The organism is Rathayibacter sp. AY1H3, from assembly GCF_002932015.1.
In genome coordinates this window covers 1-23,275 of record NZ_PSUU01000043.1, presented here as the reverse complement: position 1 = coordinate 23,275, position 23,275 = coordinate 1, and the positions used below count along the sequence as shown (strand labels likewise).

The window sequence follows — 23,275 nt, the reverse complement described above, 5'->3', positions numbered from 1 at the left end:
TCAGATCCGGGTCCCCGTCTTCGCGGCGAGGCGGAGGTAGACGCCGGCCGTGATCGCGAGCATCACCGCGTAGGCGCCGACGAACCAGCCCAGCGCCGTGGTGTAGTCGCCGAACTCGGTCTTGGAGAAGCCGAGCAGCTGGGGGATCACGAAGCCGCCGTAGGCGCCGATCGCCGAGATCAGGCCGAGCGCCGCGGCGGACGTGCGCTGGGCGCCGATGCCGTCGTCGCCGCGCTGGCGGGCGCGGAGGGCGAACACCGTGGGGATCATGCGGTAGGTCGCGCCGTTGCCGATGCCGGCCGCCGAGAAGAGCACGAGGAAGCAGGCGAGGAAGAGCCAGAAGCTGCCGAGCGGCAGTGTCGCGATCACGCCGAGGATCCCGGCGCCCATGGCGACGAAGGCGAGGACCGTGACAGGTGCTCCGCCGAAGCGGTCGGCCAGACGGCCGCCGGAGGGGCGGGACAGCGAGCCCACCAGGGAGCCGAGGAACGCGAGGCCGACCGTCGCCGAGCCGACGGCGAAGCCGGAGAACTCGGGGAAGGTGTCGGCGATGAGCTTCGGGAACACGCCGGCGAATCCGATGAAGGACCCGAAGGTGCCGATGTAGAGCACGGCCAGCAGCCAGAGGTGCGGCTCGCGGAGCGCGGCGAGGGAGGCGGCGACGTCGGACTTCGCGGTCGAGAGGTTGTCCATGCGCTTGGCGGCGCCGATCATCGCCACGACGATCAGGGGGACCCAGAGGAAGCCGGCGATCGGCAGGTTCAGCGTGGCCGCGGCGCCGACGGTGATCGCGATCGGCACGACGAGCTGCGCGACGGAGGCGCCCAGGTTGCCGCCCGCGGCGTTGAGCCCCAGAGCCCAGCCCTTCTGCGCGTGCGGGTAGAAGAAGGTGATGTTCGCCATCGAGCTGGCGAAGTTGCCGCCGCCGAAGCCGGCGAGCGCGGCCACCAGGAGCATGACGCCGAACGGGGTCTCCGGATTCGAGACCGCGATGCCGAGTCCGACGCTCGGGATCAGCAGGAGGCCCGCCGACACGATCGTCCAGTTGCGGCCGCCGAAGCGGGGGACCATGAACGTGTACGGGATCCGCAGGGTGGCGCCGACGAGGCTCGGCATCGAGATGAGCCAGAAGATCTGCCCGGTGTCGAAGGCGAACCCGGCCGCCGGCAGCGAGACGACGACGACCGACCAGAGCTGCCAGACGACGAAGCCGAGGAACTCGGCGAAGATCGACCACCTCAGATTGCGAGCGGCGACGGAGCGTCCCTCCGCCTCCCACTGGGCGGGGTCCTCGGGGTTCCAGCCGTCGATCCAGCGGCCCGGCCGTCGGATGATGCCGGTGGATGTGGCGGCGGTCGTGGGGACGGTGGTCGGGGGTGCAGCAGTCATCGTGGTCCTCCGGAGGGTGGGCGGCGCGCGCGAGGGCGCGCTCGGGACGGGGAGGTGGAGCGGTGGTGGTGCGGGGAGGAGGCGTCAGGCGTTGCGCCCGAACAGCTCCGAGACGATGTCGACCAGCTCGCGGGCGGGCGGATCGACGGCGGTGAGGAGGGGAGCGGAGGCGAGGTCGGCCCCCGCGGAGGCGGCCAGGCCGGCGAAGTAGCCGGGCGCGAGCAGGTAGGTGGCGACCACGACGCGCGCGCCGGGGTGGGCGGCGCGCTCGGCGGCGACCGCCTCCGCGATCCGCGGCTCGGCGGCCGAGATGAACGAGGTGCTCACCTCGCGGCCGAGCTCGGCGGCGAGGAGGCGGCCGGTGGTCCAGCAGTCCGCGACGGCACCGGCGTCGCTCGAGCCGGCAGCGGCGAGCACGACGCGGTCGCCGTCGTCGAGCCCTGCCTCGTGGAGCCGGCGGGCGAGCACGCGCGCCAGGCGGGGATCGGGTCCGAGCGCGCCCGAGACCCGCACCGGCCGCTCCGCCTCCGCCGCGGCCTCGGCGAGGTCGACGTGCACGTGGTAGCCGGCCGAGAGCAGCAGCGGCACGACCACCGCCGGCCGGTCCGGCTCGAGAGAACCCAGGGTCGCGGGGACGTCGGGCTGCTGCACGTCGACGAAGGAGTCGAGCACGTCCAGCGCCGGGTTGGCCCGGCGGACCGCCTCGACCAGCGCGGCGACGGCACGCCTCCCGTCGTCGTCGGAGGTCCCGTGGGACGCGGCGACCAGAGCGGTCCGCTGGGCGACCTCGATCGTGCCGTCGCTCTCGCGCACCTGCCAGGTGGCGAGGTGCAGCTCCGCTCGTGTGAAGCAGGCGCCGGTCTCGAGGTCGAAGACGTCCTTGTGCAGGGGGGAGGCGATCGTGGGCCGCTGCACCCCGTCGACCAGACGCGAGCCGACGATGCCGCGTGAGAGCACGGCGGCGCCGGTCGCGGGGTCGAGGTTCGAGACGGCCCGCACCCGCCCGTCGGGCAGGAGGAACAGGGCGAGCTGCACACCGCCGACCAGGGCGGCCTCGCCCCAGAGCGGCTCGAGGTCGCCGACGGCGCAGGCCGGCACCCAGGTGGTGGCGGTCGCGGGGGCGAGCCGATCGAGGAGGGTCATCGCTGCGCCTTCTTCCTGCGGGTGGGCCACCGCATCCGGTCGGACGCGATGAGGCAACGGTAGGGATCGCGCGTTTCGTGCGAGCACGCCTCCGGTGTCACGGGCGTAACGAAGCCCTCACGGCCTGCGGCGCTCGCCGAGAGGCGCGCGTCACACGCTGTTACACAGGGGCAACGGCGGGGAAACGGGCCGTCCCTACGGTGGACGTCATGACTCCTGGAGCGAACCCCGCCGCCCGGCCCCGACGCGTGCTCGTCGTCGGAGCGGGACCCGCCGCGCACCGCCTGGTCGACGCGCTCGTCGCCCGGGCCGGCGACCAGGCGCTGGAGATCACCGTCCTCGGCGAGGAGGTGCACCGTCCCTACGACCGCGTCGCACTCTCGAAGCGCCTCGACGGCGAGCACGACCTGACTCTGGGCGACGGCGCTCTGTGGGAGTCGGCGCGGCTGATCACCTCCTCCCGTGTCGTCGCGATCGATCCCGACCGCCTGCGCGTCGAGCTCGCGGACGGCCGCTCCCTCGAGGGCGACGAGATCGTCCTGGCGACGGGCTCCTCCGCCACGGTCCCGCCGATCGAGGGCGCCGAGCACGGCCGCGTCTACCGCACGCTCGAGGACGTGGACGGGCTCGTCGCCGAGCTCGCCGCGTTCCGCGCCCGGCGCGGACGCCCCGCGATCGTGGTCGTGGTCGGCGGCGGTCTGCTCGGCCTCGAGGCGGCGGGAGGCGCTCACCGTCTCGGTGCGCGCACCGCCCTCGTCCACTCCGGCCGCTGGCTGATGAGCGCGCAGCTCGACGAGGGCGCCGGGCAGGCCCTCGGCCGCATCATCTCGGCGCAGGGGATCGCGCTGCACCTCGGCAACCGGCCCACCGCGATCCTCACCTCGCCGACGGGGACGGTGCTCGGCGTCGCGCTGACCGACGGCAGCAGCATCAGCGCCGATCTCGTGGTCTTCTCCATCGGGATCACGGCGCGCGACGAGCTCGCCCGAGCGGTCGGGATCGAGGTCGCACCGCGCGGAGGCGTGGTCGTCGACGAGGCCTGCCGCACCAGCAGGGCGGGAGTCTGGGCCATCGGCGAGGTCGCCGCGATCGCCGGCCGCACGGTCGGGCTCGTCGCACCCGCCAACGCGATGGCGGAGGTGGTCGCCGACCGGATCCTCGGCGGCGACGCGACCTTCCCGGGGGTCGACGACGCCACCAAGCTCAAGCTCTCGGGCGTGGAGGTCGCCAGCTTCGGCGACGCCCTCGGCACCACGGAGGGAGCGCTCGAGGTCGTCTACGCCGATCCGGCCCGCGGTCTCTACCAGAAGGTCGTCGTCTCGGACGATGCGCGCACGCTGCTCGGCGGGATGTTCGTCGGCGACGCGGGCCCCTACTCCTCCCTCCGCCCGCTGCTGGGGCGCGAGCTGCCGGCCGAGCCCGGCGCCTACCTCGCGGCGGCGGGGGCGGAGGCGCCCTCGGGCGACCTTCCGGACGACGCCCAGGTCTGCTCGTGCAACAACGTCTCGGTCGGCGAGGTCCGCCACGCGATCGGCGAGGGGTGCACCGAGCTGGGGCCGCTCAAGGCCTGCACCCGCGCGGGCACCCAGTGCGGATCGTGCGTGCCCCTGGTGAAGAAGCTGCTCGACACGGAGCTGATCCGTGCGGGCGTCGAGGTCTCCCGCGCCCTCTGCGAGCATGTGGCGCTCAGCCGCAGCGAGCTGTTCGAGTCGGTCCGCATCCTCGGGCTGCACTCGGCCGAGCAGGTGATGGAGCGCTTCGGCTCCGGGCTGGGCTGCGACGTGTGCAAGCCGGTGATCGCCTCCGTCCTCGCCACCCAGACGAACGCCTACATCCTCGACGGCGGCCAGGCGCCGCTGCAGGACACCAACGACCGCGCCCTGGCCAACATGCAGAAGGACGGCACCTACTCCGTCGTCCCGCGGATCCCCGGAGGCGAGATCACGCCGGCGAAGCTCAAGGTGATCGCCGAGGTCGCCGAGCAGTACGGCCTCTACACGAAGATCACCGGCGGGCAGCGGATCGACATGTTCGGCGCCCGCCTCGAGCAGCTGCCCGAGATCTGGCGCCTCCTCGTCGACGCCGGCTTCGAGTCGGGTCAGGCGTACGGCAAGTCGCTGCGCACGGTCAAGTCGTGCGTCGGATCGACCTGGTGCCGCTTCGGAGTCCAGGACGCGGTCGGGATGGCGGTCTTCCTCGAGGAGCGGTACCGGGGTCTCCGCTCGCCGCACAAGTTCAAGCTCGGGGTCAGCGGCTGCGCCCGCGAGTGCGCCGAGGCGCGGGGGAAGGACATCGGCGTCATCGCGAGCGACCTCGGCTGGAACCTCTACGTCGGCGGCAACGGCGGCTACCAGCCGGCGCACGCCCAGCTGCTCGCGCAGGACCTCGACGACGAGACCCTGGTGCGCTACATCGACCGCTACGTCATGTACTACGTGCGCACGGCCGAGCGGCTCCAGCGCACCGCCCGCTGGCAGGAGGAGCTCCCCGGCGGACTCGAGCACGTGCGCGAGGTGGTCTGCGAGGACTCGCTCGGCATCGCCGCCGAGCTGGAGGCCGCCATGGCCACGCACGTCGACACCTACGTCGACGAGTGGGCGGCGACCCTCGCCGATCCCGACCGGCTCCGCCGCTTCCGCTCCTTCGTGAACGCCCCGGACACCGCGGATCCGCGCGTCGCGACCGTGCGCGAGCGCGGGCAGGTCCGGCCCGCCGGCCGGGACGAGAGACCGGACGGACCCGTGCTGGTCGCGGGGCCGAGGATCCCCGTCGGTCCGGCCGGGATCGGATCGGACTCGTGATGCAGCTCTCCCTCGACCTCGCCGGACGCCGCGTGCTCGTGATCGGCACCGCCTCCGGGACCCGCCGCGTGCTCGCCCGCTACCGAGCCGCCGGCGCACTCGTCGAGCGGCACGAGGCGGAGGACGCGCTCACCCCGGCGCCCCAGGCCCTGATCGTGTGGGTGGAGGGGCCGGCGCCGCTCCGAGCAGCGGCGGCCGAGCTCTGCCCCTGGATCGTCGACGAGGCCCCCGCGCCGACCCGGCCGGTCGGGCACGTCAGCATCGTCGGCGGCGGCCCCGGCGATCCGGATCTGATGACCCTCGCCGCCCGCCGCGCCCTCCGCGACGCGGACGTGGTGCTCTTCGACCGGCTCGGTCCGCACGAGGGCCTGGCCGAGTGGGCGCCCGGCGCCGAGCTGATCGACGTCGGCAAGACGCCGGGTCATCATGCGGTGCCGCAGCACGAGATCGAGCGGCTGATGATCGAGCGGGCCCTCGCGGGTCTGGACGTCGTGCGCCTCAAGGGCGGCGATCCGTTCGTGTTCGGCCGCGGGTCGGAGGAGGTGCGCGCGTGCCGGCTCGCCGGCGTCGGCTCCACGGTCGTCCCCGGAGTGACCAGCGCGATCTCGGTGCCCGCCGCCGCCGGGATCCCGGTCACCCACCGCGAGGTCAGCAGGGCCTTCACCGTGGTCTCGGGCCATGCGCCGTTCAGCGAGCAGGAGCTCGGCCATCTGGCCGGGCTGGGCGGGACGATCGTGGTGCTGATGGGCGTGAACACCCTCCCGCACCTCGTCGCCGGGCTGCAGCGCGCCGGGATGCGCGCCGACACGCCCCTCGCGATAGTCGAGCGGGGCTGGTCGCGCGACCAGCGCACGACGGTCTCGTCGGTCGGCGCAGTGCTCGGCCTGCTCGCCGAGCTGGCACCGCGCTCGCCCGCCGTGATCGTCATCGGCGAGGTGGTCCGGCAGGCCGCGTGCCATGATGCGGGGGACCCCGAGAGCATCGCCCGAGCGGTCGATGCACTGACCGCGTGAGACCCCGAGGGGGCCGAGCATGACCGGCACCGATCCCGACGCCGCCGTGGGGTTCCGACCCGACCAGCTGGACGGCTTCCGCATCGGGGTCACCTCCGACCGCCGCTCCGAGGACCTGATCGCCGCGTTCGAGCGCCGCGGTGCCGCCGTCACGCACGCCCCCACCATCCGCATGCGCGGCGTCGACACCGAGGGCGCGCTCGAGGAGGAGACCCGCGCCATCGTCGCCGCCCGTCCCGACGTGCTCCTCGCCACCACCTCCTACGGCCTGCGGCGCTGGCTCGAGGCCGCGGACGCCGCGGGGATCGAGCTGGCCGACGCGCTGTCCTCCGCGCGGATCCTCGTCCGCGGACCCAAGGCGCGCGGAGCGATCCGTGCGGCGGGTCTCGACGACCACGGGATGAGCGAGCGCGAGACGACCACCTCCCTCGTCGACCTGGCCCTGCGCGAGGGCGTCGCCGGCCGCACGATCGCGGTGCAGCTGCACGGATTCACCGACCCGGCTCAGCTGCAGCGTCTCCGCGACGCCGGCGCCCGGGTGCTCACGGCCGCGCCCTACCGCTGGAGCGTGCACGAGGACTCCGCCCGGGTGCTGCGGCTGATCGACGCGGTCTGCGGAGGGGGCATCGACGCCGTCACCTTCACCAGCGCGCCGGCGGTGGAGGCGCTCTTCACGGTCGCGGAGGCCGCGGGCCGCCTCGACGACCTCCAGGCGGCCTTCCGCGAGACGGTGGTCGCCGCCGCCGTCGGCCCGGTGACCGCAGCACCCCTGGTCGAGGCAGGGATCCTCCCGGTCGTGCCGGACCGGTTCCGGATGGGCGCGCTCATCCGCCTGACCTGCGAGCACCTCGAGCAGGCGTCGCCCCGCATCGAGACGGCCTTCGGCACTCTCGAGCTCCGAGGCCGGCACGCCGTCCTGGCCGGGACCCGGGTGGCGCTGACCCCGGTCGCGCTCGCGCTGTTCCGGACTCTCGTCGCCGCCGAGGGCGCGACCGTCGCGCGTCACGTCCTCGCGGCCTCCGCGCCGGAGGCTCTCGACGACCACGCGGTCGACGTCGCCGTCAGCCGCCTCCGTCAGGCCCTCCCCGAACCGCGGCTCGTGGCGACGGTGATCAAGCGCGGCTACCGGCTCGCGACCCCGCTCTGAGCGGCGGCGCGGTGCCACACTGAGCGCGTGGGCAGGCTGAGGGTCGTCGTCGCGCCCGACTCCTTCAAGGGGTCGGCGAGCGCGGTCGAGGTCGCGCGGGCGATCGCCGAGGGCTGGAGCGCTGCGCGCGCGGGGGACGAGATCGTCCTCGCGCCGATGGCCGACGGGGGAGAGGGCACGGTCGAGGCCTTCGCGCTCGCGGTCCCGGGGTCGCAGCGGCTGCCGGCCGTCGTGCCCGGCCCGGACTCCCGGCCGGTCCGCGCCTGGTGGCTGCTGCTCCCCGACGGGACAGCCGTCGTCGAGCTCGCCTCCACGAGCGGCATCACGCTGCTCGACCCGCTCCGACCGCTCACCGCGCACACGCGCGGCTTCGGCCGCGCGATCGCCGCCGCCCTTGACGCGGGGGCGCACGCCCTGCTGCTGGCGATCGGCGGCAGCGCCTCGACCGACGGCGGAGTCGGAGCGCTCCGCGAGCTCGGCGCACGCTTCTCCACCACCTCCGGCCGCGACCTCGGCGAGGGAGGCGGTGCGCTGCCCGCGCTCGCCGCCGCCGACGTCCGCGGGCTGCGTCCTCTGCCGCCCGGAGGCGCGGTCGTGCTCAGCGACGTCGCGACCCCGCTGCTCGGCGACTCCGGGGCGGCCCGCGTCTTCGGACCGCAGAAGGGGGCCGGCCCCGAGGACGTCCTCCTCCTCGAGAGCGGCCTCCGCCGTCTCGCTGCGCACCTGGACGCGGATCCCGATGCGCCGGGCTCCGGGGCGGCGGGCGGGACGGGCTTCGGGCTGCTCGCCTGGGGCGCGCGCCCGACCTCCGGCGCCGACGCCGTCGGACGGGCGATCGGGCTCCCGGCGCTCCTCGCGGGCGCGGACGTCGTCATCACGGGGGAGGGGCGCTTCGACGCGCAGTCCGCCGCCGGCAAGGTCCCGGTGCACGTCCTCGCGCTCGCCGAGGCGGCCGGGGCGCGGACGCTCCTCGTCGCCGGGGCGATCGCGGCGCCGACTCCCGGCTTCACCGCTGCGGTGTCGCTGACGGAGGCGGCGGGCTCCTCGTCCGCGGCCCTCGCGGACCCGTTCCCGCACCTGCGCGCCGTCGCCCGGGAGTGGGCCGCGCAGCTCCTCTGACCGTTCGCGGTGTCGGTGGTCGGGCGTACCGTCCGGGCATGCCCCGAGATGCGATCCGACCACCACATCTTGTGGTCGAGCCGCCGCGCGGACCCCACCGGTCGGGCATGCCGACACGCCGTGGCGCGTTGTACACAGTGAACGGGATCCTTCTGTCCACACCTGTGGATGGTTCGTCCGGATCCGCGTCCTCCCGCGGTTCCACGGGCTCCGGCCTGTGGATGAACGGGGGAGGAACCGGTGGATAACTACACGGCTGTAACTACTACGTCTAGTGGGCTGACACCGGCCCGCCCCCTATATGTAGTATTGCTGAGCAGGTCGGAGCGAGAGCCCCACCGGCACCCAGAACTCACCCGGACCACCCTCCGACCCCGCCCGCATCGCGGGCCGCCGGTCGGGGAGCGGCACCGGGACACCCCCTCCGAAAGGCGACACCCATGGCTGTGACGGTCTACACCAAGCCCTCCTGCGTCCAGTGCACCGCGACGTACCGCGCCCTCGACAGCAAGGGCATCGACTACGAGGTGTTCGACCTCTCCGTGGACGAGAAGGCCCTCGAGGCCGTCAAGGCCCTCGGCTACCTCCAGGCGCCGGTCGTCATCACGGACGACGACCACTGGTCCGGCTTCCGCCCCGACAAGATCGCGACCCTCTGAGGCGCACGGACGGCGATCCGCGGCGTCGTCGGCGGACGCCGTAGCGCCGCTGCGGCCTCCTCCTCCGCCTTGCGGCTCACCGCGCAGCCGCCTCGGAGGCGGGACCGAGAACAGCAGCTGACGGGGAGAGGGGCCGAAGGATGAGCGGGCTCGTGTACTTCTCCAGCAGCTCGGGGAACACGCACCGGTTCATCGAGAAGCTCGGACGGCCGGCGCAGCGCATCCCGCTCCACGCCCGCCGCGACGGAGCCGCCCTCGACACGCTCCACGTCCACGAGCCGTACGTGCTCGTCCTCCCCACCTACGGCGGCGGCAACGGCGGGGGAGCGGTCCCCAAGCAGGTCATCCGGTTCCTCAACGATCCGTGCAACCGCTCCCTGATCCGCGGCGTCATCGGCGCCGGCAACACGAACTTCGGCGAGGCGTACTGCCTCGCCGGCGACATCATCGCCCGCAAGTGCGAGGTGCCGCACCTCTATCGATTCGAAGTATTCGGAACACCCGACGACGTCCGCGCCGTCGACGAAGGATTGGACACGTTTTGGACGCAGCAGTGATCGACGCTCCCCGCGACGCCGCACAGATGGACTACCACTCGCTCAACGCGATGCTGAACCTCTACGGCCCGAACGGAGAGATCCAGTTCGACAAGGACCGCGAGGCCGCTCGCGAGTTCTTCCTGCAGCACGTCAACCAGAACACGGTGTTCTTCCACACGCTCAAGGAGCGCCTCGACTACCTGGTCGAGAAGGAGTACTACGAGCAGGCCGTGCTCGACCAGTACTCGTTCGAGTTCATCCAGCAGCTCAACGACCTGGCGTACTCGAAGAAGTTCCGCTTCGCGACCTTCCTCGGCGCGTTCAAGTACTACACCTCGTACACGCTCAAGACGTTCGACGGGAAGCGCTACCTCGAGCGCTTCGAGGACCGCGTCGTGATGACCGCCCTCGGCCTCGCCCAGGGCGACGAGACGCTCGCGACCGCCCTCGTCGAGGAGATCGTCGCCGGCCGCTTCCAGCCCGCGACCCCGACCTTCCTCAACACCGGCAAGGCCCAGCGCGGCGAGCTCGTCTCCTGCTTCCTGCTGCGCATCGAGGACAACATGGAGTCGATCGCCCGCGGCATCAACTCCGCGCTCCAGCTCTCCAAGCGCGGCGGCGGCGTCGCCCTCTCGCTCTCGAACATCCGCGAGGCCGGCGCCCCGATCAAGCAGATCGAGAACCAGTCCTCGGGCATCATCCCCGTGATGAAGCTCCTCGAGGACAGCTTCAGCTACGCCAACCAGCTCGGCGCGCGCCAGGGCGCGGGAGCGGTGTACCTCTCGGCGCACCACCCCGACATCCTCCGCTTCCTCGACACCAAGCGCGAGAACGCCGACGAGAAGATCCGCATCAAGACGCTCTCCCTCGGCGTCGTCGTGCCCGACATCACGTTCGAGCTCGCGAAGAACAACGAGGACATGTACCTCTTCTCGCCCTACGACGTCGAGCGCGTCTACGGCATCCCCTTCGGCGACATCTCCCTCTCGGAGAAGTACCGCGAGATGGTCGACGACCCGCGCATCAAGAAGACCAAGATCTCGGCGCGCGAGTTCTTCCAGACCATCGCCGAGATCCAGTTCGAGTCGGGCTACCCCTACATCGTGTTCGAGGACACGGTGAACCAGGCGAACCCGATCAAGGGCCGCATCAACATGTCCAACCTCTGCTCCGAGATCCTCCAGGTCAACACCCCGACGACCTACAACGAGGACCTCTCCTACGCGGAGATCGGCAAGGACATCTCCTGCAACCTCGGCTCGCTGAACATCGCGCTGACGATGGACTCGCCCGACTTCGGCCGCACCATCGAGACCGCGATCCGCGGCCTCACCTCGGTGTCCGACCAGTCGCACATCACCTCGGTCCGCTCGATCGAGGACGGCAACGACAAGTCGCACGCCATCGGCCTCGGCCAGATGAACCTGCACGGCTACCTCGCCCGCGAGCGGATCCACTACGGATCCGAGGAGGGCATCGACTTCACCAACATCTACTTCTACTCGGTGCTGTTCCACGCCCTGCGCGCCTCCAACAACCTCTCCATCGAGCGCGGCACCACCTTCGAGGGCTTCGCCGACTCGAAGTACGCCTCGGGCGAGTTCTTCGACACCTACACGGAGAAGGAGTGGGCGCCGGCCACCGAGCGCGTCTCCCGCCTCTTCGCCGACTCGGGCATCGCGGTCCCCACCCAGGACGACTGGCGTGCGCTCAAGGCCTCGGTCATGGAGCACGGCATCTACAACCAGAACCTGCAGGCCGTCCCGCCGACCGGCTCGATCTCGTACATCAACAACTCGACGTCCTCGATCCACCCGATCGCGTCGAAGATCGAGATCCGCAAGGAGGGCAAGCTCGGCCGCGTCTACTACCCGGCGCCGTTCATGACGAACGACAACCTGGAGTACTACCAGGACGCGTACGAGATCGGCTACGAGAAGATCATCGACACCTACGCCGCCGCCACGCAGCACGTCGACCAGGGCCTCTCGCTCACGCTCTTCTTCAAGGACACGGCGACCACCCGCGACGTCAACCGCGCTCAGATCTACGCCTGGCGCAAGGGCATCAAGACGATCTACTACATCCGCATCCGTCAGCTGGCGCTCGAGGGCACCGAGCTCGACCAGTGCGTCTCGTGCATGCTCTAGAGCACGCAGCCCCACCCCCCTCCGCACGACCCATCCGCAGCAGCGAGAAGGAATCATGACTCCCCCCGAGAAGCTCAAGCTCGTCGACTCCGTCCAGGCGATCAACTGGAACCGGATCCAGGACGACAAGGACGTCGAGGTGTGGAACCGCCTCACGAGCAACTTCTGGCTGCCCGAGAAGGTCCCGCTGTCGAACGACATCCAGTCGTGGAACACGCTCACGCACCAGGAGCAGCAGCTCACCATGCGCGTGTTCACCGGGCTCACCCTGCTCGACACCGTGCAGGGCACCGTCGGCGCCGTCTCGCTCATCCCGGACGCGATCACGCCTCACGAGGAGGCCGTCTACACGAACATCGCGTTCATGGAGTCGGTCCACGCCAAGTCGTACTCCTCGGTGTTCTCGACCCTGTCGAACACCCAGGACATCGACGAGGCCTTCCGCTGGTCGATGGAGAACCCGAACCTGCAGAAGAAGGCGTCCATCGTGATGGACTACTACCGCGGCGACGACCCGCTGAAGCGGAAGGTCGCCTCCACGCTGCTGGAGTCGTTCCTCTTCTACTCGGGCTTCTACCTGCCGATGTACTGGTCCTCGCGCGCCAAGCTCACCAACACGGCCGACCTCGTGCGCCTGATCATCCGCGACGAGGCCGTGCACGGCTACTACATCGGCTACAAGTTCCAGAAGGGGCTCGAGCGGGTCGACCAGGCCAAGCGCGACGAGATCAAGGACTACACGTTCTCGCTGCTCTACGAGCTCTACGACAACGAGGCGCAGTACACGCAGGACCTCTACGACCAGCTCGGCCTGACCGAGGACGTCAAGAAGTTCCTGCACTACAACGCCAACAAGGCGCTGATGAACCTCGGCTACGAGCCGATGTTCCCCAAGCAGGTCACCGATGTGAACCCCGCGATCCTGTCGGCCCTCTCGCCCAACGCGGACGAGAATCACGACTTCTTCTCGGGCTCCGGCTCCTCCTACGTGATCGGCAAGGCCGTGAACACCGAGGACGAGGACTGGGACTTCTAGGCGTCGACACTACGTCCCGGCCTCCACGGCGAACGGCCCCTCCCCTCGCGGGTGAGGGGCCGTTCCTCGTCTCCGGGCGGCGGGCGGGCGCCGGGTCACCGCACCCGGCGAGGCGCCGCCCTGTCGCCGAGGCGCCGTCCTGCCGGCGGCGCCTCGCGCGGCACGTCGGTGTCTCGCGGAGCGGGGCCGGAGCGGCCGTCGTGCGCGCCTCAGAGGGCCAGGCGCATCAGCACCCGGGGGAAGCCGTCGAGCACCGAGGTCGTGTCCGCGGCCTTCTCGAAGCCGGCGCGCTCGAACAGCGAGCGCGTGCCGACGTACGCCATCGTCAGGTCGACCTCCGTGCCGGCGTTGTCGACCGGGTAGCCCTCGATCGCCGGTGCCCCCTGCGATCGGGCGAACTCGACGGCGCCCTCGAGCAGCGGATGCGAGATCCCGCGTCCGCGGAAGCCGGGCCGCACGCGCAGGCACCACACGCTCCACACGTCGAGGGCGTCCACGTGCGGGATGCGCCGGTTCGTCGCGTAGCTCGTGTCGGCCCGTGGGTGCACCGCCGCCCAGCCGACCACCTCGTCGCCGTCGTACGCGAGGACGCCGGGCGGAGGATCCTCCGCGACGAGCTCCCGCACCCGGGCGCCGCGAGCGGGACCGGCGAGAGCCCGGTTCTCGACGGAGGAGCGGAGCCGGTAGCTCAGGCACCAGCACACGCTCGCGTCGGGGCGCTTCGGGCCGACCATCGTCGCCAGGTCGTCGAAGACGGTGGCTGCGCGCACCTCGATCGTCATGGCGGCAGCCTTCCACCGTCGCGATGCGCGGACAAGCCGTTCAGAACTCAGGACGAACGACGAAGGACTCCCTCCCTGCCGAGGAGTCGGGGTCGCGGCACCACGTTCGTCCGGCATACTCGACGCCCTCCGCCGATTCACCACTCCACCGGATGAATCGCACCAGCACCCCCTGTTGGACGGCGCCCAGGCGGGGCGCCTACCGTGGACGAGGTATCCAGCGAAGGAGCACTCCCTGTGAAGCACGTCCCCCTCGGCACCTCCGGTGTCGACTCCCCGAACGTCGTCCTCGGCCTCATGCGCATCCCCGAGATGAGCGACGAGGCGATCCGCGGCCTCGTCGGCGCCGCCCGCGACTCCGGCATCGACTTCTTCGACCATGCCGACGTGTACGGCGGCGAGCTGCACCGCTGCGAGGAGCGCTTCGCCGAGGCGATGGCGCTGACCCCGTCGGAGCGCGAGCAGGTCGTCCTGCAGACCAAGGCGGGCATCGTCCCGGACGGCCCCTACTTCGACTTCTCGTACGAGCACCTGATCGCCTCGGTCGAGGGCTCGCTGAAGGCGCTGCGCACCGACTACGTCGACGTGCTGCTCCTGCACCGGCCCGACGCGCTCGTCGAGCCCGATGAGGTGGCCCGCGCATTCGACGAGCTGCACGCGTCCGGCAAGGTGAAGCACTTCGGCGTCTCGAACCAGACGCCGTACCAGATCGAGCTGCTGAAGAAGTCGCTGAACCAGCCGATCGTGGCGAACCAGCTGCAGCTCTCGATCACCCATGCGCCGCTGATCGCGCAGGGCGTCGCCTCCAACATGGTCGGCGAGGACCAGTCCGTCATGCGCGACGCCGGCATCCTCGACTACTGCCGCCTGAACGACATCACCGTCCAGGCGTGGTCGCCCTTCCAGGCGGGGTTCTTCACCGGCGTCTTCCTCGACAACCCGGCCTACCCCGAGCTGAACGCCGTCATCGACCGGCTCGCAGCGACGTACGGGGTCCCGGCGATCGCCGTGGCCACCGCCTGGATCACCCGCCACCCGGCGGGCATGCAGGTCGTGCTCGGCACGACGAACGAGCAGCGCGTGCGCGATGCGGCCCTCGGCTCCGATGTGCCGCTCACGCGGCCGGAGTGGTACGAGCTGTTCCGCGCGGCGGGCTACCTCGTCCCCTAGAGCTCCCACCCCGGAGGAAATGCGCGTCGGCGCAGAGAGGCACGGACTCCGGGGAGTCCGTGCCTCTTCCCGTCCTCGCGAGACGCCGGTCGGAACGCCCGCCGCGGTGTGCCGTGGACCGAAGCGGCATCTCGCGGGGGAGGGGCGGGAATAGGAACGGCACCCCTGCGTTGAACTTGAGCGTAACCGACTCAACTTCCCCAGGAGGACAGGTGCCCGACAACTACAGCGAGGCCGGAGCGAGCTCGTTCGACGACTTCCTCGCCCGCTACCTCGACGGTGAGCGCGCCCGCGCGGCGCGGTCGATCGACCTCAGCCGATTCCTCACCGCCCGTACCCGCGACATCCTGCAGTCCGCAGGACGCTTCGCCCTCGAGCGCGGCCAGACCGAGCTCGACGCCCTGCACGTGCTCCGCGTGCTCATCGACGACGAGACCGTCTCGCAGGCCGTGCGCCGCATCGGCGTCGACCCCGCCGCCATCGCCACCGCCGCGGAGGCGCGCCTCCCGCAGGCCGACGAGGCCCACGCCTCGCAGAACGCGGCCACCATCACCCCCAGCGCGCAGCGCGCGCTGTTCCACGCCTACCAGGTCGCCCGCTCCAGCGGCTCGACCTACATCGAGCCCGAGCACCTCTTCTTCGCGCTCGTGCTCGGCCAGGACGCCCCCGCCGGGCAGGTCCTCGCCCGCGCCGGCGTCACCGCCGAGGCCCTCACCCAGGGCATGCGCGAGACCGAGGCCCCGCAGCAGCAGGAGGCGGGACAGCCCGCCTCCGACACTCCGCTGCTCGACAAGTTCGGTACCGACCTCACCGCTCTCGCCCGCGAGGGCCGACTCGACCCGGTCATCGGGCGCGCCGACGAGATCGAGCAGACCGTCGAGATCCTCAGCCGCCGCACCAAGAACAACCCGGTGCTCGTCGGCGAGGCCGGCGTCGGCAAGACCGCCATCGTCGAGGGCCTGGCCCGCGCGATCGTGGCGGAGGAGGTCCCCGAGCAGCTGCGCGGCAAGCGCGTGATCTCGCTCGACCTCCCCGGCATGCTGGCCGGCACCCGCTACCGCGGCGACTTCGAGGAGCGCCTCACCGGCACCATGGACGAGATCGCGGCGCACTCCGGCGAGCTGATCGTCTTCATCGACGAGGTCCACACCGTCGTCGGTGCGGGCGGCGGCGGCGAGGGCGGCATGGACGCGGGCAACATCCTCAAGCCGCGTCTGGCCCGAGGCGACCTGCACCTCGTCGGCGCCACCACGCTCAAGGAGTACCGAACCATCGAGAAGGACCCGGCACTGGAGCGGCGCTTCCAGCCGGTCCGCGTCGGCGAGCCCGGCATCGAGGACGCGGTCGCCATCCTGCACGGCCTGCGCCCCGCCTACGAGGAGCACCACCGCGTGCGCTTCACGGACGAGGCCCTGCGCGCCTCCGTCGAGCTCTCGGCCCGGTACCTCACCGACCGCGTGCTGCCCGATAAGGCGATCGACCTGATCGACCAGGCCGGCGCGCGCCTCCGCCTCCGCCTCGGAGCCGGCGTCGACACCGGAGCTCTGCTCGAGCGTCTGGCGACCCTGGAGGCCGACAAGAACGCGGCCGTCTCGGCCGAGCACTACGAGGAGGCGTCCCGCGTCCGCGACGAGATCAGCGCCGTGCAGGCGGAGCTCGACGCGGCCACCGGCAGCGCCCCCGCGGAGGCGGTCGTCGGCGAGACGGAGATCGCGGCCGTCATCGCCCGCGCCACCGGCATCCCGGTGTCGCGGCTCACGGAGGGGGAGCGCGAGCGCCTCGCCCACCTCGAGACCGAGCTGCACCAGCGGGTCATCGGCCAGGACGACGCGGTCACCGCGGTCGCCCGGGCCGTCCGCCGCAGCCGCACAGGCCTCGGCGACTCCTCGCGCCCGGTCGGCTCGTTCCTCTTCCTCGGTCCGACCGGTGTCGGCAAGACGGAGCTGGCGCGCACCCTCGCGGGCTCCCTCTTCGCCGATGAGCAGTCGGTCATCCGCTTCGACATGAGCGAGTTCGGCGAGCGTCACACGGTCTCGCGGCTGGTCGGCGCCCCTCCCGGGTACGTCGGCTACGACGAGGCCGGTCAGCTGACCGAGCGCGTGCGCCGGAACCCGTACTCGGTGGTCCTCTTCGACGAGATCGAGAAGGCGCACCCCGACGTGTTCAACCTGCTGCTGCAGGTGCTCGACGACGGGCGTCTGACCGACGGCCAGGGGCGGACGGTCGACTTCCGCAACACGGTGATCATCATGACCTCGAACCTCGGCTCGGAGTTCCTGGCCTCGCGGTCGGGTGCGCTCGGCTTCGTCGCTCAGAGCGACGCGTCGGCCGAGGGCTTCGCCTCGGAGAAGGACCTGCGCGATCGCGTCATGGGCCGTCTCCGCGAGGCGATGCGCCCCGAGTTCCTCAACCGGATCGACGAGATCGTCCTGTTCCGCCGCCTCGGCCGCGAGCAGCTGCGGGAGATCGTCGGCATCGTCCTCGACACCACGCGCTCCCGCCTCGCTCCCCGCGAGGTGACGCTCGAGGTGACGGAGGCGGCCGTCGACTGGCTCGCCGAGAACGGCTACGAGCCGCAGTACGGCGCCCGGCCCCTGCGCCGGCTCGTCCAGCGCTCCATCGACGACCGGATCGCCGACCTGTTCGTCAGCGGCGAGGTCTCCGACGGAGGCGCGGTCCGCGTCGACGCCGTCGCCGGCGAGCTGCTGGTGACCTCGGCCGCCGCCCTCCCGCTGGCCGCGTAGCCGGTCCCGCTCCGACCCCCGTCCCTCCTCCTCCCGCGAGACACCGCTCGTGACGACGGCACCGCCCGTCGTCGCGAGCGGCGCCCGCGGAGGGGGAGGGGCGGGGGTCTTCGCGTCCCCACGGCTTGCCACAGCGGTCCGGGCGGGATAAACACGAGAGCACGAGAACCGGAGGCACGATGTCGAACCCGCGCTACTACGACCCCGTGGGCAAGGCGGTCCGGGCGCTGCTCGTGCTGAGCCTCGTCTGCTTCGCCCTGGCGGTGGGCATGTTCGCCCTCGACATCGTCATGCCCGGCACCATGACGGACGAGCGACGGCCCTGGGCCGAGGCCAGCGGGGCGCTCGCCTCGTTCGGCGTGCTGGCCCTCATCGTCTACTTCGCGACCGTCGCGATCGTCGGCGCGATCCGGGGGCGCGGGCAGTAGCCCCGGCTCCGACGCCGTCGTCCGACAGGAACGCGTCCGGCCCGCGGGATCCGAGGATCCTCGCGGGCCGGACGCGTTCTCGCGAGCCGTCGGGCGCCGGTCAGGGGCACTTCTTCGCGGTGATCGTCACCTTCAGCGTGGCGTCCGGAGCGACGGGGGAGCCGCCGGCCGGCTCCTGCCCGGTGACCTGGCCGGCGTCGGGCGCCTTCGGGTCCTCGGCGCAGGCGAGCGTGATCTTCGTGAAGCCGGCGGCGCCGAAGGCGTTCTTCGCGGCCTCCAGGTCCTGGCCCGTCACGTTCGGCACGGTCTTCTGGTTGCCGGAGCTGGTGAACACGGTGATCGCGGTGCCGCGCGGGGCCGAGCCCGACGGGTCGGCGCGGGTGACCGTCCCGACCGCGGCGTCGCTCGCCTCCGTGCCGCCCTGCACGACGCCGAAGCCGGCCGCCTCGAGCTTGGCCTCGGCGTCGGCGGAGGAGAGCCCGACGACATCCGGGATGTCGACCTTCGGGACGACCTGCAGCGAGCCGTCGGCCTCCGGGAACGCCGTCCCGCCGTACGTCGCGTCGGCGGCGCGCATGACGACCGGCCAGATGCGGTGGCGCGCGGTGGCGGCGGATCCGGAGTCGAAGGAGTAGCGGCCGAGGCGCAGGTTCGCGTCACCCTTCACGTTGAACACGCCGACGGCGGTCGCGACGCGGGTGCTCGCTCCGGTCATCCAGGTGGCCTTCGCGTCGTCGGTGGTGCCGGTCTTGCCGATCAGCGGAACGCCGTCGCCGGTGCGGGAGGCCACGGCCGTCCCTCCGCCGGTGAAGGTCGCCTGCAGCGCGACGGCCGCGGTGGCGGCGACGTTGCGGTCGATCGACTGGCGGCAGTTCGCCGGGGGCACCGGCTGGTCGGCTCCGGCGGAGTCGGTGATGCGGTCGATCGCGACGGGGTCGCAGGTCGTGCCGCCGGAGGCGATGGTGGCGAAGGCGCCGGCCATCGAGAGGGGCGAGACGTAGTTCGTGCCGAGCACCGACGACGGGTTGTGCTCGAGCTCCTCGCCGCTGCCCTGCTTCACGCCCATGTCGACCGCGGTGTCGCGGATGCCGCACAGGTCGAGCTCACGGGCCATGCCGACGAAGCCGGTGTTGAGGGAGGTCTTCGTGAAGGACACCGGGGTGCCGACCTCGCCGGTGCCGCCCTCGTCGTTCTTCGCGCTCGTCTCGTTGCTCGTGTCGGTGCCGCCGGAGACGCAGGAGTCCGTGAAGGTGCCCCAGGTGGACTTGCGCGTCCCGTCGACCGACTCGTTGATGCTGTGGCCCTCCTTCAGCCACTCCACCAGCGTGAAGAGCTTGTAGGTCGAGCCCGGCTGGATCCCGGAGGATCCGCCGTTGGCCCGATCGGTGCTGTAGTTCACGGCGCTGTAGGACGGGTCGGTCGTGAGGACGTCCGGATCCTGCGAGTACTTCTTGTTCTGCGTCATCGCGAGCACGCGCCCGGATCCGACCTCGACGCTGACGGAGACGGCTCCGACGTCGAAGTTCCAGGTCTGCGGGACCTGCGCGTCGACGGCGGCGACGGCCGCGTCCTGCAGGCCGACGTCGAGCGTCGTGTAGACGTCGAGGCCGCCGCGGCGGAAGTTCGTCCAGCGGGTGTCCTCGTCGGCGCCGAAGATCTCGTTGTTCTTCAGGACGTTGGTGACGTAGTCGCAGAAGAAGCCCGCGTTGCCCGCGGTCGAGCAGCCGGTGCTGGGCTGGGTGATGCGGGGCTCGATCGGAGTGGCGACGGCGGCGTCGTGGTCCTCCTGCGAGATCTTCCCCTCCTCGAGCATCTTGCCGATGATGTAGTCGCGGCGGTCCTTGTTGCGGGCGTAGCCGTTCGCGGCGCCGTTGTCCGGGTTGTCGGGCTGGTCGATCCGCAGGACGGCCGGGTTGTTGACGATCGCGATGAGGCTCGCGGCCTGGGCGATCGAGAGGTCCGCGGCCGAGGTCGCGTAGTAGTAGTTCGCGGCGGTCTCGAGGCCGTAGGTGGTGCCTCCGAAGAACGCGATGTTGAGGTAGCCCTGGAGGATCTGGTCCTTCGTGTACTGCTTCTCGAGCCCGATGGCGAGCTTCATCTCGCGGAGCTTGCGCTCGGGGGAGGTCCGGGTGGCCTCGTCGATCGCGGCCGCGCGCTCGGCGTCGTCCGAGATGTTGCGGACGGCCTTCTCGACGAGGACGTTCTTCACGTACTGCTGGGTGATCGAGGATCCGCCCTGCACGTCGTTGCCGAGCACGTAGGTCTGCGCGACGGCGCGGAGCGTGCCGGGGAGGTCGACTCCGCCGTGGTCGTAGAAGCGGGGGTCCTCACCCGAGACGGCGGCGTCCTTGGCGGCCTGGGCGATGCGGTCGAGCGGCACCTCGACGCGGTTCTCGACGTAGAAGGAGGCGAGCAGCTGCGGGCCGTCGGAGCCGGTCGCGTAGATGTTGCTCTTCTCGGAGAGCTTGTCGACCTCGAGGTAGTCGGGCAGGCCGTCGAAGACGCCGATCGACTGGTTCGCGGCGACTCCGGCGAGCGCCACGGCCGGGGTGACGGTGGCGGTCACGAGGACTCCGGCCACGACGCTCATGCCCAGGAAGCCCACGATCGCCTTGACCACACCAGCGGTGGTCCTTCTGTCGGACGCCAAACCTTCTCCTTCGCGAATCCCCCCGGATGCTGCGACGACCGCGGCCGACGCCCTGCACGCTCCGTGCGGCAGGTCAACCTCGACAGACTAACCCGAGAGCCCCCGAAGACGAAGGCCCGGCCAGAGGCCTGAAAAGACCCTGACCGCGACCCGGGGGACGGTGTTCCCTAGGCTGTCGGCATGGCGAGCCCCTCCTCCGACCCCGGACCGGCCGACGCGACGACCCCGGAGGCCGCTCCGGTCGCGCCCCCGCAGGCCGTCCCCGCACCGCCCACGGGCGCCCTCTCGTACGCTCTCGGCTTCCTCGCGTTCATCGGGATCCCGTTCCTCAGCCTGATCGTGGGCGGCATCGTCATGGCCTCCGTGTACCCGTCCGCCCGGAGGAAGGGCGGGCTCGCCGCCGAGAACGCGCGGAACGCGGCGAACTGGGGCCTGACGGTGATCCTGATCGGGGTCGTGACGCTCGGCGCGCACGTCGTGCTGCTCTTCGCCGCCTCCGACACCCCGCTCGCGAAGGACTTCTATCCGATCGGCATCCCGATCACGCTGTTCGCCGTGCTCTGGCTGGTGCACTTCGTGCTGATCATCTGCGGACTGGTGAAGGCGAACCAGCGCGAGGTGTTCCGTCCGCGCATCGCGATCCCGTTCCTCCGCCCGCCCGCGGCCTGAGCTCAGGCGCCGACGGGCCAGAGGTAGTCGAGCCCCGGCGGCGTGCCGGGGAACAGCGGGCCGTAGTGGTCCTCGTCCTTGGCCACGAGCTTCGAGCGGTGCGAGAGGTGCAGCCGCCCGTCGCCGAACCACGGCGGGAGCGCATAGTCGCCGGTCAGGTAGGCGGCGAGATCCTCCGGGGCGGCGGCGAGGGCCTCCTCGGTCTTCACGAGGCACGTGTCGGCGAAGCCGCGCTCCGTCCACTCCGCGCAGGTCTCGCGCTGGTAGGTCATCAGCGCCGGTCGGTAGCCCCGCCACATCCGCGTGACGGGGTGGTTCTGCCAGCCGTACCCCGGAACGGTCAGCGCCCGCATGACCTGCAGCGTCTCGACGCGCTGCTTGCCGAGCCGCTTGCCGTCGAGGGCGCGGACGCTGCGGTGGAAGTCGGGGTAGGGGAGGAAGGTCTGCACGCCTCCCAGTCAACAGCGGCCCGTCTCCCTCCGGCCACCCTCCCGTCACGCCGATGTCGCCTGGCGTGCGTAGCGTCCGGGGCATGACCGGACTCCCCCTCCTCGCCACCGACGACGTGCAGCTGCGCTGGGCGCGGCCCGAGGTCCTCGACTCCGCCCGCCACCGGATGCTGCGCCTGCTCACCCTCGCCGAGCGCCTGCGCTACGAGGCGACGAGTCGGCGCGAGGTCCGGGACGGCTTCCTCCTCGGCCGGGTCCTCGTGCGCGAGCTTGCCGCCGAGACGCTCGGGATCGATCCCCTCGAGGTCGCCGTGGACGCGCGCTGCGAGCGCTGCTCCGGACCGCACGGCCGCCCGGTGCTCCGCGGCGAGCACCCGGCGCTGGAGCGGATGCGGATCAGCATCGCGCACTGCGACGGCGCGGTGGTCGCGGCGCTGGCGACCGGACGCGACATCGGGATCGACGCGGTGCGCGCCCGCACCGTCCGCGACCGCGTGGCCTCCGGGGCGACGACGGCGGAGCAGGTGCTCGCCGATCTGCGCTCGCAGGCGGTCGCGAAGGCCGACGGGCGTGGGACCTCGAGCGACGAGCCCGTCCGCTTCCGCACCAGGGAGGGTGCGACCGAGGCCTGGATCGAGGGCTCGAGCCGCTACTTCGCCGTCTCGGAGCCGACGGTCCACTCCGCGCTCGTCGTGGCGGTCGCGGTCGCTCAGGAGTGACCGCGGGGCGCGGTCCCCGGCCGTTGCGCTGGTCCGCGCCTAGGCGAACAGCGACAGCGTGATCGTCGAGCGGTAGGAGCCGGCCTCGACGTCCGGCTCGGCCAGCAGCCGCAGCTCGGCGTCGGCGCTCCAGGTGCCGGCCCCGCCGGCGGCTCCGAGCAGCAGCGCGTCCTGCAGGCCCGCGCCGCCCTCGAGGGAGGAGGCGACCGGATCGCCCGCGACGGCGCCGGTGCCGGTGATCAGGCGCGGGGTCCAGCCGAGGTGGTCGGCTCCGATCGAGGCGCTCGGGCCGGTGAGGGCGCTCGCCGAGGCGAGGACGTACCAGTCGTTCTGCGCGCCGACGCGCGAGTCGGTGACGGTGACCGTGGGGAGCCCGCCCGTGAACCGGCGCTGGAGGGCGGTGGAGCCCGACTCGGCGAGGTCGACGGCGTCGGCGGCGACGGAGAGCGAGAGGGAGCCGGGCTGCGCGGGAGGGGTGATGTCGACGTCGACGTCCACTCCGTCGAGGTCGTGGAGCAGGGGCGGCGTGCGGGCCGGGTCCTCGCCGGTGAGGGGATCGGCGGCGTCGGGCGGGGTGGCGGAGGCGGCGAAGAGCAGCACGACGTGCGCGCCGAGCGTCACGACCCCGATCAGGATCACCGTCAGGCCCCAGTTCGCCGCGTTCCGCG

General features: G+C 71.8%; 19 protein-coding genes. 13 read left to right on the top strand and 6 right to left on the bottom strand.

The genetic code is table 11. From position 1 onward, the window contains the following. Both C5C33_RS14880 and nirD read right to left on the bottom strand, forming a co-directional pair. Positions 1–1,389, bottom strand: coding sequence for an MFS transporter (locus tag C5C33_RS14880; RefSeq protein ID WP_104224352.1), 1,389 nt, complete (start codon positions 1,387–1,389; stop codon positions 1–3). Between the two features lie 84 nt (positions 1,390–1,473). Beyond that, a complete protein-coding gene (gene nirD, locus C5C33_RS19155) occupies positions 1,474–2,532 on the bottom strand; it encodes a nitrite reductase small subunit NirD (RefSeq protein ID WP_104261497.1) in 1,059 nt (352 codons plus the stop codon). 209 nt (positions 2,533–2,741) lie between these two features. Here nirD and nirB point away from each other — a divergent pair, with 209 nt between their 5' ends. The 8 genes from nirB (at position 2,742) to nrdF (ending at position 12,996) form a co-directional block, all read left to right on the top strand. After that, positions 2,742–5,333, top strand: a complete 2,592-nt coding sequence (nirB, locus tag C5C33_RS14870) for a nitrite reductase large subunit NirB (protein WP_104224354.1) — start codon at positions 2,742–2,744, stop codon at positions 5,331–5,333. Next, entirely contained in the window at positions 5,333–6,346 is a 1,014-nt protein-coding gene (gene cobA / locus C5C33_RS14865; RefSeq protein WP_104261504.1) for a uroporphyrinogen-III C-methyltransferase, read from the top strand. The genes nirB and cobA overlap by 1 nt, the downstream gene beginning before the upstream one ends. 19 nt (positions 6,347–6,365) lie before the next feature. Beyond that, positions 6,366–7,493, top strand: coding sequence for a uroporphyrinogen-III synthase (locus C5C33_RS14860; protein WP_104238252.1), 1,128 nt, complete (start codon positions 6,366–6,368; stop codon positions 7,491–7,493). Positions 7,494–7,529: 36 nt separating this feature from the next. Next, positions 7,530–8,612 carry a glycerate kinase gene (locus C5C33_RS14855; RefSeq protein WP_219814955.1) on the top strand — a complete coding sequence of 361 codons (1,083 nt, stop codon included), beginning with the start codon at positions 7,530–7,532 and terminating at the stop codon, positions 8,610–8,612. A 440-nt stretch (positions 8,613–9,052) separates the two neighbouring features. After that, the gene (gene nrdH, locus C5C33_RS14850; RefSeq protein ID WP_068255139.1) at positions 9,053–9,271 is read left to right on the top strand and encodes a glutaredoxin-like protein NrdH; all 219 of its coding nucleotides are present in this window, start codon (positions 9,053–9,055) and stop codon (positions 9,269–9,271) included. Between the two features lie 140 nt (positions 9,272–9,411). Then, positions 9,412–9,828: a class Ib ribonucleoside-diphosphate reductase assembly flavoprotein NrdI gene (gene nrdI, locus C5C33_RS14845; protein ID WP_104224357.1), complete on the top strand. Its 417-nt coding sequence runs from the start codon at positions 9,412–9,414 to the stop codon at positions 9,826–9,828. Positions 9,829–9,854: 26 nt separating this feature from the next. Next, a complete protein-coding gene (nrdE, locus tag C5C33_RS14840) occupies positions 9,855–11,960 on the top strand; it encodes a class 1b ribonucleoside-diphosphate reductase subunit alpha (RefSeq protein WP_104261503.1) in 2,106 nt (701 codons plus the stop codon). A gap of 55 nt (positions 11,961–12,015) precedes the next feature. After that, a complete protein-coding gene (nrdF, locus tag C5C33_RS14835; RefSeq protein ID WP_104224358.1) occupies positions 12,016–12,996 on the top strand; it encodes a class 1b ribonucleoside-diphosphate reductase subunit beta in 981 nt (326 codons plus the stop codon). 209 nt (positions 12,997–13,205) lie between these two features. Here nrdF and C5C33_RS14830 read toward each other — a convergent pair whose 3' ends face one another. Further along, a complete protein-coding gene (locus C5C33_RS14830) occupies positions 13,206–13,778 on the bottom strand; it encodes a GNAT family N-acetyltransferase (RefSeq protein ID WP_104261495.1) in 573 nt (190 codons plus the stop codon). Positions 13,779–14,015: 237 nt separating this feature from the next. Between C5C33_RS14830 and C5C33_RS14825 the strand changes: the two genes are divergently transcribed. The 3 genes from C5C33_RS14825 (at position 14,016) to C5C33_RS14815 (ending at position 18,120) form a co-directional block, all read left to right on the top strand. After that, a complete protein-coding gene (locus C5C33_RS14825; protein WP_258069263.1) occupies positions 14,016–14,948 on the top strand; it encodes an aldo/keto reductase family oxidoreductase in 933 nt (310 codons plus the stop codon). 212 nt (positions 14,949–15,160) lie between these two features. Then, the gene (locus tag C5C33_RS14820) at positions 15,161–17,692 is read left to right on the top strand and encodes an ATP-dependent Clp protease ATP-binding subunit (RefSeq protein ID WP_104261494.1); all 2,532 of its coding nucleotides are present in this window, start codon (positions 15,161–15,163) and stop codon (positions 17,690–17,692) included. A gap of 179 nt (positions 17,693–17,871) precedes the next feature. Then, positions 17,872–18,120 (top strand): hypothetical protein, encoded by a 249-nt coding sequence (locus C5C33_RS14815; protein WP_104224361.1) that lies wholly within the window; start codon positions 17,872–17,874, stop codon positions 18,118–18,120. Positions 18,121–18,220: 100 nt separating this feature from the next. Here C5C33_RS14815 and C5C33_RS14810 read toward each other — a convergent pair whose 3' ends face one another. Beyond that, entirely contained in the window at positions 18,221–20,770 is a 2,550-nt protein-coding gene (locus tag C5C33_RS14810) for a transglycosylase domain-containing protein (protein ID WP_258069262.1), read from the bottom strand. Between the two features lie 180 nt (positions 20,771–20,950). Here C5C33_RS14810 and C5C33_RS14805 point away from each other — a divergent pair, with 180 nt between their 5' ends. After that, positions 20,951–21,439, top strand: a complete 489-nt coding sequence (locus C5C33_RS14805) for a DUF4870 domain-containing protein (protein WP_104261493.1) — start codon at positions 20,951–20,953, stop codon at positions 21,437–21,439. A gap of 2 nt (positions 21,440–21,441) precedes the next feature. On the opposite strand, the gene C5C33_RS14800 is transcribed toward C5C33_RS14805, so the two are convergent. Beyond that, entirely contained in the window at positions 21,442–21,888 is a 447-nt protein-coding gene (locus C5C33_RS14800; protein WP_104261492.1) for an MSMEG_6728 family protein, read from the bottom strand. Between the two features lie 83 nt (positions 21,889–21,971). Between C5C33_RS14800 and C5C33_RS14795 the strand changes: the two genes are divergently transcribed. Further along, positions 21,972–22,607, top strand: a complete 636-nt coding sequence (locus tag C5C33_RS14795) for a 4'-phosphopantetheinyl transferase superfamily protein (RefSeq protein WP_104224364.1) — start codon at positions 21,972–21,974, stop codon at positions 22,605–22,607. Between the two features lie 39 nt (positions 22,608–22,646). Here the strand turns inward: C5C33_RS14795 and C5C33_RS18645 are convergent. Then, positions 22,647–23,275: hypothetical protein (locus C5C33_RS18645; protein ID WP_104261491.1), on the bottom strand; the 629-nt coding region annotated here is incomplete at its 5' end.